General features: G+C 46.1%; 14 protein-coding genes. 8 read left to right on the top strand and 6 right to left on the bottom strand.

What is annotated here, in order from left to right; genetic code table 11:
- The first annotated feature begins 36 nt into the window (after positions 1–36).
- The 6 genes from F461_RS0110950 to F461_RS0110925 all read left to right on the top strand — a co-directional run bounded on the left by F461_RS0110950 (position 37) and on the right by F461_RS0110925 (position 8,361).
- Positions 37–1,029: a phosphate/phosphite/phosphonate ABC transporter substrate-binding protein gene (locus F461_RS0110950; RefSeq protein ID WP_020001204.1), complete on the top strand. Its 993-nt coding sequence runs from the start codon at positions 37–39 to the stop codon at positions 1,027–1,029.
- Entirely contained in the window at positions 1,019–3,067 is a 2,049-nt protein-coding gene (locus tag F461_RS0110945) for a two-component system sensor histidine kinase NtrB (protein WP_020001203.1), read from the top strand. Before F461_RS0110950 ends, F461_RS0110945 begins: the two co-directional genes overlap by 11 nt.
- A 155-nt stretch (positions 3,068–3,222) precedes the next feature.
- Positions 3,223–3,588: a response regulator gene (locus F461_RS0110940; protein WP_020001202.1), complete on the top strand. Its 366-nt coding sequence runs from the start codon at positions 3,223–3,225 to the stop codon at positions 3,586–3,588.
- Positions 3,589–3,797: 209 nt separating this feature from the next.
- On the top strand, positions 3,798–6,245 hold the full coding sequence (locus F461_RS0110935) for a PEP/pyruvate-binding domain-containing protein (RefSeq protein ID WP_020001201.1): 2,448 nt from the start codon (positions 3,798–3,800) through the stop codon (positions 6,243–6,245).
- Positions 6,242–7,393, top strand: coding sequence for a phosphatase domain-containing putative toxin (locus tag F461_RS0110930; protein WP_020001200.1), 1,152 nt, complete (start codon positions 6,242–6,244; stop codon positions 7,391–7,393). The genes F461_RS0110935 and F461_RS0110930 overlap by 4 nt, the downstream gene beginning before the upstream one ends.
- 329 nt (positions 7,394–7,722) lie before the next feature.
- A complete protein-coding gene (locus F461_RS0110925) occupies positions 7,723–8,361 on the top strand; it encodes a nitrite/sulfite reductase domain-containing protein (protein WP_020001199.1) in 639 nt (212 codons plus the stop codon).
- A gap of 200 nt (positions 8,362–8,561) precedes the next feature.
- On the opposite strand, the gene F461_RS0110920 is transcribed toward F461_RS0110925, so the two are convergent.
- The 5 genes from F461_RS0110920 to F461_RS0110900 form a co-directional block, all read right to left on the bottom strand.
- Positions 8,562–9,467 (bottom strand): isoaspartyl peptidase/L-asparaginase family protein, encoded by a 906-nt coding sequence (locus F461_RS0110920; RefSeq protein ID WP_020001198.1) that lies wholly within the window; start codon positions 9,465–9,467, stop codon positions 8,562–8,564.
- 192 nt (positions 9,468–9,659) lie between these two features.
- Positions 9,660–11,582, bottom strand: coding sequence for a 1,4-alpha-glucan branching protein GlgB (gene glgB / locus F461_RS0110915; RefSeq protein WP_020001197.1), 1,923 nt, complete (start codon positions 11,580–11,582; stop codon positions 9,660–9,662).
- A 24-nt stretch (positions 11,583–11,606) separates the two neighbouring features.
- Positions 11,607–13,061 (bottom strand): glycogen synthase GlgA, encoded by a 1,455-nt coding sequence (gene glgA / locus F461_RS0110910; RefSeq protein ID WP_020001196.1) that lies wholly within the window; start codon positions 13,059–13,061, stop codon positions 11,607–11,609.
- A gap of 114 nt (positions 13,062–13,175) precedes the next feature.
- Positions 13,176–13,637, bottom strand: coding sequence for an NUDIX domain-containing protein (locus F461_RS0110905; RefSeq protein ID WP_020001195.1), 462 nt, complete (start codon positions 13,635–13,637; stop codon positions 13,176–13,178).
- 363 nt (positions 13,638–14,000) lie between these two features.
- Complete coding sequence (locus F461_RS0110900; RefSeq protein ID WP_020001194.1) at positions 14,001–14,639, bottom strand: L-threonylcarbamoyladenylate synthase; 639 nt, start codon at positions 14,637–14,639, stop codon at positions 14,001–14,003.
- Positions 14,640–14,744: 105 nt separating this feature from the next.
- Here F461_RS0110900 and F461_RS0110895 point away from each other — a divergent pair, with 105 nt between their 5' ends.
- Positions 14,745–15,224, top strand: coding sequence for a 23S rRNA (pseudouridine(1915)-N(3))-methyltransferase RlmH (locus F461_RS0110895; protein ID WP_020001193.1), 480 nt, complete (start codon positions 14,745–14,747; stop codon positions 15,222–15,224).
- A 79-nt stretch (positions 15,225–15,303) separates the two neighbouring features.
- Complete coding sequence (locus tag F461_RS0110890; RefSeq protein ID WP_020001192.1) at positions 15,304–15,519, top strand: hypothetical protein; 216 nt, start codon at positions 15,304–15,306, stop codon at positions 15,517–15,519.
- Between the two features lie 257 nt (positions 15,520–15,776).
- Here the strand turns inward: F461_RS0110890 and F461_RS0110885 are convergent, their stop codons facing one another.
- Positions 15,777–16,421: a 16S rRNA (guanine(527)-N(7))-methyltransferase RsmG gene (locus F461_RS0110885; protein WP_020001191.1), complete on the bottom strand. Its 645-nt coding sequence runs from the start codon at positions 16,419–16,421 to the stop codon at positions 15,777–15,779.
- Positions 16,422–16,510 lie beyond the last annotated feature (89 nt).

Below are 16,510 nucleotides of genomic sequence, written 5' to 3'. Positions count from 1 at the left end.
AACGAATAGAGTTCTGTTCTGTTATGGGGTTGTCACTTGAAACATCAATCGTTGCGTGTATTTTTTTTAGCATTCCTAGTCTGCACCTCCGTATTATTACAAGGGTGTGGTGAAGACGTACCCGTTGTCAAAGTCGATTTTTCAAAACGGGAATCTGTTAAAGTTCCAGTTCCGGAACCTGCAATAACCTACGCTTATTTACCTCAATATTCACACGAAGTTTCTTACGCCCGTCACAATCCACTCATCCAATACCTTACAAAAGAAACAGGATTGCCCATGCGTCAGGTCTTTCCTGACACTTTCGCAGAGCATGTCCGCATGGTGCAGAGTGGTGAAATTGATATTTCGTTCTCTAACCCCGTTGTCTACGTCCAGCTAGCTCAGATGGGCTCAACCGCGTTTGCGCGCATAAAGGAACCGGACGGGCGTCCCACATTCCGCGGTCAAATTATTGTACACGCACAGAACAAAGCTATTCAAACACTTAAAGACGTAATCGGAAAACGCTGGATGGCGGTAGATCCTCACTCTGCTGGGGGCTATCTTTATGCGCTTGGATACTTTTTAGATCACGGCATACACGCCCATGACTTCAGTGAAATTGCATTTGCCCCCGGCCCCGGTGGCAAACAGGAAAAAGCCGCACTCGCGGTCTACGCCGGAAAATGTGATGTTGCTTCTGTTCGTGAAGGCGCACTCGACACCGTAAAAGATAAAATAAACTTGCAGGACATTCGTGTACTGGCAGTGACTCCAGAATACCCGGGGTGGGTATATTCTGCCAGAAGAGGCATGGATAAAGAGATTGTTTCAAAGATTGCTGAGGCTATGTTCAAGCTATCCATGGACAACCCTACAGAAGCCGCAATTCTTACAAACGCACGTACAAGCGGTATCATTCCGGCCACAGATTCCGACTATGATGCTGTTCGTACTCTTATTCAGAAAGTTGAAGCTGACAAAATCACATCAACATTTCCGTCCATACCTTTACTACCAGCGCAGCGGGTGACCCATGCTAAATAGATTAAGCAGGATGCGTTTTCGTACTAAACTTAACGCGGGAATGAGTATAATCATCATTTCCCTTTCACTTATGCTTGCTGTTGTGGTTACCCAGATCGCAGCAAACTCGCTCGTTCACGAAACTAAACGGCGCGGACAAGTTCTGGCAGATAACATTGCGCTACGGACAACCAGCTCCATGCTTTCCGGCGATCTTTTACAGATGAAGGAAATGGTGGATGAACTGCGCACTGTCGATAAAGATGTTGCGTATGCATTTCTCATAAACAGCAATAGCCAAATTCTGGCCCACACGTTCACAAACGGTTTTCCGATTGATTTAAAACACGCCAACGTCATTACCGATGATGCAAAGCCCTCCATCAAACTTGTCGATACAGGTTCTGATAAATTTTATGACTTTGCAGTACCAGTAACAGCAGGTGGACTCGTTATCGGGCAGGCACGTCTGGGGCTATCCAGAAGTCAGGTGCAAAGCGTAGTTAATGGACTCATTTTCACCATCTCTATTGTTACCGGCATCACCCTTATCATCAGCCTTGCCATCTCAACACAGTTCGCTCACAAGATTACTTACCGGCTCGGTATGCTCGGACAATATGCCGAAAGCATTGTACGTGGAGAGCTAAAGCTTAATCAGACATCCGGTCTCAACAGAAACTGCTGGGAAATCTACAAGTGCGACCAAGAGGACTGCCCTGCGTACGGAAACACTGAGCAAAGATGCTGGCAATTTGGTGAAACGCTGTGCACTAACTACTGCAGTAACAAGTCTGCACGGGATTTGAACAACTGCGAAGAGTGCCCTGTTTTTGCTAAAAATTCCGGTGACGAAATTCATGAGCTTGCAGAAACGTTTGACGTTATGTCTCTTTCATTGCGAGGCCACATTGCAGAACTGGAAGAAGCAAAAAACGATTTGACCCAGCAGCAGGAGATTTTACGGACAATCTTTGAATCCAGTCCTGATCAGTTGTCCTTAATAGACAAGAACGGCACATACATTTCCGTCAATCAGGCATTTGCATCATTTGTAAAGAAACCCAAAGAAAAAATTGTTGGCAAAAAAGAGTATGAAATTCAATCGCTCCTGAATACTGCCAATACTCTTCAAGAAACACAGCAGATAATCAGCACTAGCAAGCCCGTTAACCGCGAGGTGCGCATCGTTCTGGAAGACGGTTCCCGTAAGTGGTTTAACGTATTAAAAGTACCTGTTCATGATGAACATAAAGAATCCATCGGGGTACTCGGTACAGCCCGCGACATTACCAATGTAAAAGACTACCAGAACCAACTCATACATTCACAAAAACTTGAATCTATTGGCAAACTTGCAGGCGGTGTTGCTCACGAAATTAATACGCCTCTCGGGATTATCCTCGGATACTCACAGCTTTTGCAGGAAGATTTTCCTGAAGACGAGCAGGTACATAAAGATTTGGTCATAGTTGAAAAACAAGCTAAGTTCTGCCGTAAGATTGTCGCAGACCTGCTTAATTTTTCACGCCAGACAAAAAGTGAAAAGAAAGAAATGTGCTTCAACAACTCCATCATGGAAGTTGTTCAACTTGTACGGCATGCTTTTAAGCTTGATAATGTAAAAATTATTCCGCATCTGGACGACAGACTTCCTATTATTTACGGAAATCCTGAGCAATTAAAACAGGTCTGGATGAACCTTATGTCTAATGCTATTGAAGCAATAGGACATAACGGTGTGATCAATATCCGCACAGAACTGGATATTAATAAAGGAACCATCTCTGCATGGTTTACGGATTCCGGTTCAGGCATAGCAACAAATGACATCGACTCTATTTTTGACCCATTCTTCAGCACAAAGCCTGTGGGAAAAGGAACGGGACTAGGTCTTTCTGTATCATTTGGCATTATTAAGGATCATGGCGGACGAATTTTTGCTATCAGTCCGGCTCCTAAACAATTATTGGAAGATGGTGCTACCCGCACAGAAAACTGGGGACCGGGAACAACCTTTAAAGTTGTTCTCCCATTAGATGAAATTGGATACGAATAATATAGCTGAAACATGCAACGCGTAGACCACGCTATTCAAGATATGCTGTCAACGGACTGTGTATTTGTGCGATCGTCATAGCGCGTCGGAATTCAGTTTGAGCAGCAGGAAACACCCTGCTGCCTACGCTTACCTTATGATACAAGGAAATAGCTATGGCAAAAATCATGGTGCTTGATGATGTTATCGACGCAGGCATTCTTATCAAGCGAATTTTAGAGCGCAAGGGACATTCCGTTCAGGTTTTTACCGACGAAGATGAAGCCCTGACCTTTGCCCAGAATGATACACCAGACCTCGCAATTCTAGACATTAAGCTACGCAAAATGACCGGAGTAGAAGTTCTGGCAGAGCTCAAAGCACGCTCACCCGAAACACAGGTCATCATGCTTACAGGGTATCCAACGTTGGAAACCGCTCGTGAATCTCTCAAACTTGGTGCTAACGAATACTGTGTAAAGCCAATTGATAAAGAGGAACTGGAAAATAAAGTACAGGAAGTACTCGCTGCAATTGTATAAGCAACGTGGGTACGTTCTGTAGAACGGGCAAACATTCTGGATGCTCCCAACCAGCTCCATCATGCCTTGAACAGCTCTTATTATCTCTACAGAGTTTTTCAACTTTGCCCGTTCTCTAATCAAATATTTCCGGCACACTGTACGTATAGTTGTGCCCTTACTCCTATATCTCGGCTTGATTTTTAACTTACACAGAGTTCAGAGGGATTATGTTTATCACAGAGCTGTTTAAGCACTGGACATTCCGGGCATTTGCTCCGGGCACACTTTTGCGCACAAAATACAATGCCTTCAAAGAACTCCTTAAACTCGACGAACGCTGTCTGGAGCACATAGCTGATCTGGAAGAAATCCACTATGGTCGCGAGCAAGCAGACTGGACACGCGTGGTATGGCTAACTGAAGAACTCGGACGCGATATCCGTAGCCTTATCGAACAACTACAGATTATGAGTCCTGTGAAATACATGGACTTGCAAGACTACGCGACAAAACTCAACTTCTATGTTCGCATGGGAGTAAGTGTAGAAAATCCACGGATTGAGCCACCGTTTGTTTTCACCCTCCCCGAAGCAACCAAAATGCTCGAAGCTGCAGGTGGCAAGGCGGCAAACCTTGCACGCATCAGCTTCGAAAGAGACATCAACCTTCTTCCAGCACGCGTTATCTCTGCCCATGCGTACCACTATTTTATAGAGGCGAACGACCTGCGGGAAGAACTGGATAAGCGCCTGAGTGTCATTTCCCTTACAGATGCCGTTACACTGGATGAACTTGCATATGAAATGCAGGAGCTTATTCTACAGGCAGATATGCCTGACCCTATTGCCAATGAGATTGAAATTGCTGCTCTCGAACTTGGTAAAAACGGCGTCAAACTTGCTGTACGTTCCAGTGCCGTTGCAGAAGACGGAGTAGCCTCCTTTGCCGGACAATATTCATCCATCCTTGATGTGGCACCAGCCAATATTATTCAGGCATGGAAAGAAGTTGTAGCTTCCAAGTACACTCCCCGTGCTATTGCGTACCGTATTATGAACGGTCTTGCCGACACAGAAACATCGATGGCGGTTCTTATTATGCCAATGGTAGATGCTGTATGCTCCGGCGTTGCCTACTCAACCGCACCTGCTGAACATGCAGCTCATTTGAATGAACCTGCAATTGCAGTATATGCAACTTCGGGTATTGGCGAAAAGTTAGTTTCCGGCTCTATCACAGCCCAGACAACCTTCATCAGCAAGGCAGCCAAGCCACGCATTATGGAGAAACCGTCGCACAGTGTTGTGCCTACACCTACACTCAAACGCATTGCCGCACAGGCGCAGCAGCTAGAAGCTTTTTTTGGAGAACCGCAGGATGTTGAATGGGTTGTAGACCACCGCAGCAGAATTTTTATTGTACAAAGCAGACCGATACCGCAGAGCAGACGAACACAACCGACTGAGTGCCCAGCGCACGATTTACGCGCACTTGATACTAACCATGAATGTGCCTCAATGGGAATTGCCAGCGGAAAAGTGCGCGTTGTCGCAAACTGTCAGGACATTACAGAACTGCCGCACGGAACAATTCTTGTGACACGGGGACTGGGGCCGGTACTGACCCGGGTTATCCATCGACTGAACGGTGTGATCGCAGAGCGCGGCAGTGCTGCGAGCCATTTTGCCTCCGTTGCGCGCGAATTTAACGTCCCAGTACTTTGTGGTGTCGCAGATGCATGTTCACGGTATACCAACGACCAGCTTGTAACAGTAGATGGTACTACAGGCTCTGTCTTCGACGGCATCCTTCCGGAATGCAATCAAGAAAACGAAGCACCCCAACAAGGAGTCATCCCTCGCCTTGGCAAAGTTCTGCCACGCATTGCACGGTTGACGTTGCTCGATCCAGAGTCTGAGTCGTTTGCCCCGGAATACTGTAAGTCTCTCCATGATCTTGTACGGTTCGTGCATGAAAAAGGCGTAGAGGAAATGTTCTCTCTTGTAGACAAATCCAGCAGGGGACTTTCCGGCTCGCGCAAACTTCAAACACATCTGCCGCTCAGTATGTATGTACTGAACCTTGATAAGGGGCTCTTCCATTCAGCCGCCGGCAAAAAGGAAGTAGAACAAAGCGACATTGCATCCGTTCCTATGTGGGCATTCTGGTTCGGTCTTTCTTCTGAACTGGTCACATGGCATGACGCACTCCCGCACTTTGACTGGGAACACTTTGACAAAGTCAGCGCAGGAATCATATCAAAAGACTCCCCGCTGCTGGCAAGCTACGCTATTATTTCGGACAAATACATGCATGCGATGATGCGCTTCGGCTACCACTTTTCAGTCGTGGATTGCATGTGCGGTGACAAAGACAGGCAGAACTATATCCGCTTCCGATTTATGGGTGGTGGTGGCAAATCTCATCAGCGTACCTTACGGTTAGATTTTATTGAGCGTATTCTTTCAAAGAACAACTTTTCCATTGAACGCAAAGGGGACATGCTCAACGCGCGTCACGGAATGGAAGAAGAGCATATCATTCAGCAGCGTCTTGCCTTGCTCGGTTTGCTTCTTGCCAAAACCCGTATGCTCGACATGCGTCTTGAAGAGACAAGTGACCTTGATTCCCTTGAAAAAGAATTTACACGTGACTTAGGGAGCCTTACCTATTGATTGACCCGCGCCCGATTTTTGCTCGCATACGTTCCAGCGCTTCGCACATCGCCTCCTGCATGCTGCAAGCCGTCACGTATACGGCGCCTCCCAGTGCGTCCGATCATTCAACTTTTCCGGTGCACTGGGTTTCCTCACGTCTTGCGCTTGGCCCTGCGCCCAGCACAAAACGACATTTTGCAGCAATCAAAGAACAAAAAATATCCTGTATTCTTAACCTGTGCGCAGAAATGAAAGATTTGCCCGGACTGGAAGAAGACGCTGGATTTGAGGTCTATTTTCTTCCTATTGAAGACGAAGAAGCACCGGAACTGGAACAACTCGACAAAGCCCTCGATTGGCTTGATGAGCAATTGTTCCTTGGCAAACATGCTTACATTCATTGCAGACACGGAATCGGGCGTACGGGAACGGTATTTAATGCCTACCTTCTTCGCAGAGGGTTAGGACACAAACGTGCAGCAAAAATGCTGAACAAACTGCGGGCTGAACCAACGAATTTTAAGCAGTGGCGTACCATACGAAAATATGGAGCACAAAATGCCCCGCTTAAAGTAAAAACACCTACTCTTGAGTTTGGTGAGGATACCGCTGAATCACTTGCGCCTTTTTTAGCAGACTACCATCATCTGCAAGAAACCATTGATGATCAACTACAGTTGCATCATGCAGACTCGGTGTGCGGCAAATTGGACAATACGTGTTGTTACACATGTGTGCCTCTCACGCTTATAGAATCACTGGCACTCGCAACACATCTTAACACCTCCATTGCAAGTACTGTCCGTACCGATATCATCAAACACGCCGCTGATGCCGTACGATACGAAAAAGAAAATGCCGAAGGGCTTTCCGGCACGTTCTGTCTGTACAAGACAGCCATACGCTGCCCACTTCTACAAAACGGCACGTGCCTTCTGTATGAATACCGGCCTCTACGCTGTCGTCTCTCCGGCATTACTCCGGAGTTAGAGGCAAAGACATGGGAAGATATTCTCCATACACCGCTCGAACATCTATCATCACAGGTCTACTTAAACCTGACAGGCACCCTGCCAGACCATACAGTACTCATGTTCACCATTCCTGAAGTCCTCTCCGGAAAATACGTGCAACGCCTTTTTTCCTTTTTGAAAGCTGCAAGATAGTCTGTCTACATTTATTCCACGAGTAGCAATTGCGATGCCTTTTTTTGTATTTTGTTGGTTCTCTTGACTGCGACTAGTCGAGCCTACAACTCAAAAAATAAATCCCCGACTCCGCGCCATTTCGTACTATAAACGGTACAATCTTTTCAAAATAATGCTGCACCCCAAAACACAATGCAAATAACATACTGTTATTATTAGCTTTAGATCGTGACAAAATTCATTATCTATTTCTCCCTTGTACAAAACAAAACTGTTTTGCTATTTGAGTCCCTTACTACAAACAAAACGTAAACTTATGCACGTACCATCATAGATTGGAGTCAAACATGGCAACATTACCTGCAAGCGCACTTATTCAGCGCGATAAAGAAACATACCAGATCCGTCTCACTCCACCATCCGGTGTTGTAACAGCAGACGAACTTCGCCAACTCGCAGACGTAGCAGACAAGTACGATGTACCTCTTCTTAAAATTACTTCCGGTCAGCGCATTGCTCTCATAGGTCTTAACGAAGAAGACATGGCTAATGCTGCTGAAGAAGTACCATTCCGCGTTGGTGGTCACTATATTCAAGCTTGCCCCGGTACTGACTGGTGTAAAATGGGACAGAGCGATGCCTTAGGACTTGGTAAAGCTCTTAACGAAAAAATCGGTACACTCAAAACTGCTGCTAAAATCAAAGTTGGCGTTTCCGGTTGCCCTATCAGCTGTTCCGAAAGCCATATCCGCGACATTGGTTTCATTGGCAGCAAAAGCGGCTGGACCATGGTAATCGGTGGTAATTCCGGTTCCCGTCCACGCATCGCCGATACTCTTGCTGACAAACTTACCACAGAGGATGCTCTCGACCTGCTTGATCGTTTCCTTGCCCATTACAACGAAACGGCTAAAAAGAAACAGCGCGTAGCACGCTATGTAGAAGAACACGGTATCGAAGCAATCCGCGAAGCTTTGGGCGTCTAAGCTCCCAAGCAGATTTTCAAAAAAAAACGGATGTTCTATCACTAGAACATCCGTTTTTTTTTTATAAAAAAGTACGCGAAGTAGTATATTAGCCTTAGTAAGCCGGCGGTTACTGGTATGCTAAAAATATTCTTATTATTTAAAAATCATAACTACACGCTTCGTCGGCAATTTGTTACATAGTGCAAGCACGCATATTCCTACGAATTCATATGCACTGTGGTATGAATTGTACCGTCTGGTAACACATACGCATGCGCCATATGATCTGTATTGTGATACACTCCGTAGTTGCCCTCTTTATCCAACAGGATAATTCCCGCATGGCCCTGCACACGTCGATACAACATATTGATCACTTCAACCGCCGCAGCAGAGGCATCACGCTGACTTAGATATTCACATGCTTTAGAACACATAAGCGTGCGAATAATCCCCTCTCCAAAACCTGTACATGAGGCCCCGCCAAGTTCGTTATCTGCATAGACTCCAGCTCCGCAGATTGGAGAATCTCCGACACGCCCCGGTAGCTTATAGGGCGTACCGCCTGTAGACGTTGATGCTGCAATGTTGCCGTCTTTATCGATCGCAACTGCGCCCACGGTTCCTTTCGGCCTCGGAGCAAAGGCATCATGCGTTGAATACCCGTCCTGACTGCGAAGTTTTTCGTACAGCTGCAGTTCCCGTTCAACAAACAGATCACGCGGATCGCATTCTGCAAGTCCCTGTTCTCGGGCAAAACGCTCAGCACCTTCACCGATTAAAAAACAAAATTCTGTTTCCAGAACTTTGCGAGCGATATCTACCGGCGTCATAAAACGACGTACACCGGCAACTGCGCCAAAATTTAAATCCTTGCCATCCATAATGGATGCATCAAGCTCTATCTGTCCGTCAGCATTCAAGACCGCCCCGCGGCCTGCATCAAACGTATCGTCCTGTTCCAGAACATTAATCGCAGTCTGAACAGCGTCAAGGGCGCTCACTCCTTTCAACAACAGTGGATAGGCCGCTTCAACAGCATTGCGGCATCCGTCACGGTGAGCCTGCTTTCGATCGTCCGGAATTGTCCATGCACCACCGTGAACAATAATTTTCGGTTCCATTGCTTTCTCACCTGTTTTTTTATCGGTAATGCCTCCGTCGGGCAGAGCGCCGCGCTACAACCCGCAAAGGAGGTTACCCCCCCTTTGACCCCGAATAGGGAAATTTATCGCCTTACGAACTTATCACCTGTACTCGTACAAAAAAATAGGTGCAAGAACTTCTGAGGTGAAAAAAGCTACAGGCATCTCCAGCTATCTCCCCCCTTGATACTTCAGACACAATGCACCGAGCGGCGGAAGCGTCAGTTCTATATAGCCTTCGCCACCAAAATCGTCAGGGCATGTTTCGATCGGTGCAATATTTCCTACGTTGGATCCACCATAATACATACTGTCGCTATTAAGCACTTCTTTCCAAACGCCACTTTTGGGACTGGCAACACGATAATGGTTCCGCACTACAGGTGTAAAATTAAATATCCAGAACAAAGGCGCACCATCACCACCCATACGAACAAAACTGATGATGGATGCACCATAATCAGAAAAATCGACCCATTTGAAACCGGTCCAACTAAAATCATCTTTATGCATGGCTTCTTCAGTTGTGAGCATATGATTCAGATCACGTACGAGGGCACGAATGCCATCATGTGCCGGAAACTGTAAAAGACACCAATCAAGCTCTTCACGAGGATTCCATTCGTTCCACTGCCCGAACTCACTGCCCATAAAAATCATTTTTTTACCGGGATGAGCCCACATATACGAGTACAGAAGCCGAAGATTTGCTTGCTTTTGCCATACATCACCGCTCATTTTACTAAGTATCGTTCCTTTTCCGTGTACGACTTCATCGTGGGAAAGCGGGAGTACAAAGTTCTCACTAAAGGCATAGAGCATGCTGAAGGTGAGACTGTTATGATTGTAACTTCGATAAATTGGATCTGTTGAAAAGTAGCTGAGACTATCGCTCATCCAACCCATATTCCATTTGAAGGTAAAGCCGAGCCCGCCTGTATAGAGGGGACGAGAGACGCCCGGCCACGAAGTAGACTCTTCTGCGATCATGACCACACCGGGAAACTGCTCGTGCGCAACGCGATTAAGTTCACGTAAAAAATCTACGGCATCCAGATTTTCACGCCCACCGTATTTATTCGGGCGCCACTGCCCTTCCTTTCGGGAGTAATCAAGATACAGCATAGAAGCGACGGCATCTATACGAAGCCCGTCTATATGAAATTCATGCAACCAATAAAGAGCATTTGCGAACAGAAAATTACGAACCTCATGTCGTCCGTAATTAAATATGTACGTTCCCCAGTCGGGGTGCTCGCCTAACTGTGGGTCTAAATGTTCGTAAAGGGCACTGCCGTCAAACCGCCCTAGACACCAGTCATCTTTAGGGAAGTGCGCTGGCACCCAATCAAGAAAAACGCCGATACCTGCGTTATGTAAGGCATCAACAAAACCCTTAAACTCTTCAGGCGTGCCATGACGTGATGTGGGAGCAAAATAATTACTGGTTTGATATCCCCACGATTCATCAAGAGGATGCTCCGCTACAGGGAGTAATTCAACATGGGTAAACCCCATGTCTTTTACGTACTCAATAAGCAGTTCCGCAAGTTTCCCATATCGAAGGAATCCGTTGCTTTCCGGATCATGATCACGACACCAGGAGCCAAGATGTACTTCATAAATGGAAATGGGCTTATCAAGTGGAGGCCCCTGCTGACGACGGGCTTCCATCCATACATCATCTGTCCATGTATGGTTATCTAAATCCCAAGTACGGGAGGCAATACCGGGGCGCAGTTCACAATAAAAAGCCAGAGGGTCTGCTTTATATACATCCCGCCCATCACTACCTACAATACTGTATTTGTATAGCTCTCCTTTCTCAACGCCAGCAATGAACGCAGCCCAGACACCCGAGACTCCCACGGGATACAAGGGAAGTTCTCTAAAATGCCATCTATTAAAGTCACCGGCCACGTGTACTTCGCGTGCATTGGGTGCCCACACCGCAAAACGATAGCCTTTCTTACCATCCATCTCGGCAGGGTGCGCGCCAAGAAACCGGTATAAATGCCAATGTGTCCCTTCTCCGAATAAATGCAAATCGAACGGCTCAAAAAATGCTGGAACGCTTTTCAAAGTACCCCTCATTATATGCTCCACGGTTCTCTACAGTTACATGCGTAAACCAAGTTCTTTGTACAAAGCTGCATACTCATCTGCAGAGCTGTCCCAAGAGAATTCCTCTGCCATGGCTCGTCCAATAATTCTACGAAACTCACGAGGATTATTTTCCCATACATCTATGGCATCTGTAATCGAATCTATAAATGCTCCGCTGTTTATATTCTCAAAGGTGAATCCTGTCGCATGTGGATGCGGCCACGAAACAATAGTATCATGCAATCCGCCAACAGCACTTGCAACAGGCACAGTCCCAAACCGCAAGGCATACAACTGTGTTAACCCGCACGGTTCATAGGTGGAAGGCATAAGGAAAATATCCGAAGCTGCTTGTATTTTATGTGCCAGCTCTTCCGTGTAATCCACAATCGTGCACATATGTTTGGGATACGTTTCCATGAAGTTAAGAAGAGTGGCTTCCCGTTCCAGATCACCTTCACCAAGCACAACCAGTCCTACGTTTTTTTCCATAAGTTGAGGAATAACATCTATCAGCATGTTTACCCCTTTCTGCTCACGAAGCCGCCCGATAAAGCCAAACATCGGACGCTTCTTGAGCGCAGAATCGAGGCCAAGTTCTTCTATCAAACAACTTTTACACGCACGTTTTCCCCTGACATTATTGCTGGTATAGGTCTTAGGCAGATATTTATTCTCTTCCGGATTCCAAACTCCATAATCAGCACCGTTCAAAATCCCATGCAAACGGTCTTTTCGTCCCATCAAAACATTGTGCAGATCACAACCAAACTGACGCGTTAATATCTCTTTAGAATAATTTGGAGAAACAGTTGTGATTTTATCCGCATACGAAATTCCCGCTTTCATAAAATTAAAATCACCATAAAACTCAACTCCATGCATCGACCATGCAGATGGAGGAAGCCCGCAATTCTCGAACAAACGGGAAGCAAAGCGCCCCTGAAAGGCTAAATTATGAATAGTAAAGACGGAGCGAGTATCTTCCCAGAACGGGTCACTCATACGTGAGTAATGAAGATAGGCAGGCGAAAGCGCCGCCTGCCAATCGTGCGCATGAATAATTTGCGGTGCGTTTTCAAACCGTTCCATCAAGCTTTGCGCAGCCCTGTTAAAAAAGATAAAGCGCTCTGCATTATCAAAAAAATCTCCCCGATGATCACAATAATAAAAACGCCTGTCGAAATATTCACTACGGTGAATAAAATAGACATGCATCCCTTTATAATCGGCTTGATACACATCAGCAGTAATAGGCTCCCATGGATACCCAACCTGAAGATCTGACCATGCAAGACGAATATCGTACTCAGCGGTACCTATTCTGCCGTAAAATGGAGTTATAACCGCTGTGTTAATTCCTTTATTATGTAAAGCCAAAGGTAACGCACCCAACACATCACCAAGACCACCTGTTTTAGAAAAAGGAAACATTTCAGATGCAATAAATACTACGTCTGCCCCCACACTAAACTCCTCGTTAGTTTTCGTATTGAAAGGCCGACATCCGTGTAAATGTCGACCTGTAACGAAGATAGCGCACCTACTTTTTTCAGGACATTATTTATCGTTTCGGGCTTATTACTTGTTCAATCTTTTAAGACGGTTTGCAAAATCTGCCACAATCAGATTGTGGTCAAAGACTATGTGCGGCAAGGCTTCCAGAGGAAAGAACCGTGCATTTTGTGCATCATCCCCTGCGGTTAACATCGAAACATCATTTGCCACAGCACTATACGCAACACTCATAGTGTGGTGTCTTGGGTCCCTCGTTGGGTCGGAATACACACCAATGAGTTCTGTTAGAACCACATCCAGATTTGTCTCTTCTTTTGCCTCACGAATTGCAGCGGCCTCACAGGTTTCACCATAATCAATAAAGCCGCCGGGCAAAGCCCATCCATGAGGTTCGTTGGCGCGCTCTATCAGTACAACGCCTCTTATGGGATCATAAATAACAATATCAACTGTCGGTGCTGGATTACGGTACATGGTGACAGGCGCAGAACAATTAGGACACGGTATATCGTGCGTTATACTCATAAGTCTCTCTCCTTTCTTACATAACATGATCATATGTATATTCTTGTGTGACAAGTTTAGGAAGTACAACAAAAAAGCACCTCTCTGACCACTAGAGAGGCGCTTTTAAAAAAAAGAAGGATATGAAATGTTTTGCACAAAAGATGCCACTTTATCTTAGATCATCTTAGAATCTTCCTAGACTTTGGTAACCGTAGCATTCCCAATATACACAAAAAAAATCACACCCTGCATTTTGTCAAAAGATTTGAACCAGTCTCAAGAGAGGCCGATAATAGTGCAAAAAACTTTTTACTCTCAGCATGGTATACGACCAGAGAGTGTTCTTTGCTTTTTGCCATTCTTAAGTATATCTCTAGAAAATTACGCACCAGCCACACGCGGTACAACCGCAAGGCCTGATGTGCGCAACTCAATACCGGAAACAGCGCCATTGCGGACAATGCTTACTGCACGGGGCCCTACGATCTCGATAAGAGTTGATGGTAACCCGCCAGCCGGAGCCGGTTCAAGATTCACCACGCCAGCTACATTCTCTAAGAGCTCAGGATCAATTTCTGATGCGGCAATCACGGCCGGACGCCCACTCAGATTGGCACTGGTAGAAACAAGCGGCACTCCTGCCTCAAGACACAATTGCTGCGCTACAGGATGCGGCGTAACACGAACTGCGACCCTGCCTGTTTCGCCGGTAAGTACAGGGGAAATGCGGTCAGATGCAGTCACAAGAATAGATAATGAACCGGGCCAGAAGCGGTTTGCCAGCGCCTGCACGATTTCAGACGTTACTTCTGTTACCAGCGGTAATTGCTCCATGCTGCCGATAAGTACCGGTAACGGCATGGAGTCTGAACGCTTCTTAACCTTGTATACAGATTCTACTGCAAGCGGGTCGAGCGCGTTACAACCCACAGCGTAAAATGTTTCGGTGGGATAACAAATAACTTCACCCTGTTTAAGGGCTGCTACTGCTTCGGAAATGCTAAATGTTGATATAGTCATAAAACTACCTCTATCCTTTTCATTGAGAAACTGCCCATTACACGATACACAGGCAGCCAATACGGATTATCAACCCGAATATATCTCCAATGATGGAGTACCTACATGATTCAGCTTAAAATTGTTGCCGTGGGCAAAATTAAAGAACGCTTCTGGGCAGATGCAGCAGATCACTACATTACCCGCTTGAAGCGCAGTTATAAATTTCAAGAGATCACCGTTAAAGACGGCAACGCAAAAATGAAGCCGCTCGAACGTAACAACGAAGAAGGCAAACGGATTCTCGCTGCCCTCGCCCCCACAGATATACCTATCTGTATGGATGAGCACGGAAAAACATACACCTCTGTAAAATTTTCCCAGATGCTTGACCGAATCAGCATGGACAACAACCGCACCCCGACACTCATTATCGGCGGTGCGTTCGGACTGTCACAAGAAGTACTGAAAAAATGCCAATACAAAATCAGTCTGTCGCCCATGACCTTTACTCACGAGATGGCACGTGTCGTTCTCTACGAACAACTCTATCGTGCAGATGCTATCCTTCGCGGTAGCCCCTATCATCACGTTGAAATTAAATAAGTAGAATACACTAATTCTTATCGCGCTGTTTCACCTGCCCCTACAGGTGCCCAGCCTAAATAAAAGCAAGGAGAAGACCATGGCTGCCCTACATTTAAAATACCTTCAGGAACTCGAAGAATACATGACATCCGGCCACATGCAGGAAGACTTTGAATGCTCTCCTGAAGAACGCCGTCTCGAAATGCTTGAGTTCCTCGAAACGCTTATGGATGTAGCCGAAGTAGCGGACGAAACCGCAACCAAGCTTATCTTTAAAAATTCTCAGCTCGGCGCCTTAACCGGCACTAAGTAAGTTCACAAAAAATACGTCTGCGAAAGATTTCGGCGCCCATGCAGTGCTTGCCCAATCAGGCCAGAGACCCTTTTTGAAAAAAGGCTTCTATGAACTCTTCAAAACCTTTTACCTACGAGTTTAGCCCGTTACTTTCGTAACCTCACGGCGTATGCTCGACTACATTTTGCAAAATAAAAAGGCTGTCCTTTTCACAAGGTACAGCCTTTTTTAACTTTTACGCACTGAGATATAAGAACATCTCACAAGCTCAACGGTTACGCTTTGACCAGCGACCAAAAGAATCTGGTATCCTTGCCAACTTTATATGAAATTTCTTTTTCAACGTTCCAGCCTTCCGTAAGGTCGCTTGGCACTGATTCAAGAGCGAGGACAACAATCCGCCCCTGATCCTTTATCTTTGGGCCTACGAGATCGAGAAGTTTTTTCCATGGCATAAAGGCTCGGCTGAGCATGAGGTCTGCCGGTTCATGTTCTTCCATGAAGTCTTCCACACGCCCCTTGTATACAGTTGTATTAGAGATTCCCAGCCGCTTCACAGTTTGTTCCATAAACATGGTGCGTTTTTCACGCACATCAACAAGGTAATATTCCCCCTCATGCCACAAGGCCCGAAGCGGAATGCCGGGAAGTCCGGCCCCTGCACCAAAATCCCATGTAACTGGTGTTGATGGAAGTGACAAGGAACGCAAAAACTTGTTAAGATGTAAGCTGTCGATAATAAGGATAGTAAGAGCATCCTGCCATGAGTATGGTCCCACAAGATTCATGACCTTGTTCCACTTCATGACAAGATTGAGGTACCCTGTTAGGGCCTCGAGTTCTGACTCAGATGGTGTAAAACCTTCTCGCTTAAGCAGTCGGGCTACATCAGCAACAGTTGGAGAATCATTTTTCTTCACGGTATCTATCCTTACTTGCTAACGACATAACATATACAAAAGTTCTGTGCCGCCTTAGTGGTGTTCACTACGGGCTACGTGGTACTGTA

Origin of the sequence: Halodesulfovibrio aestuarii DSM 17919 = ATCC 29578, from assembly GCF_000384815.1 — a bacterium.
Classification (GTDB): Bacteria; Desulfobacterota; Desulfovibrionia; order Desulfovibrionales; family Desulfovibrionaceae; genus Halodesulfovibrio; species Halodesulfovibrio aestuarii.
The sequence above is the reverse complement of the archived record's forward strand: the minus strand, read 5'-3'. Positions and strand labels throughout refer to the sequence as shown.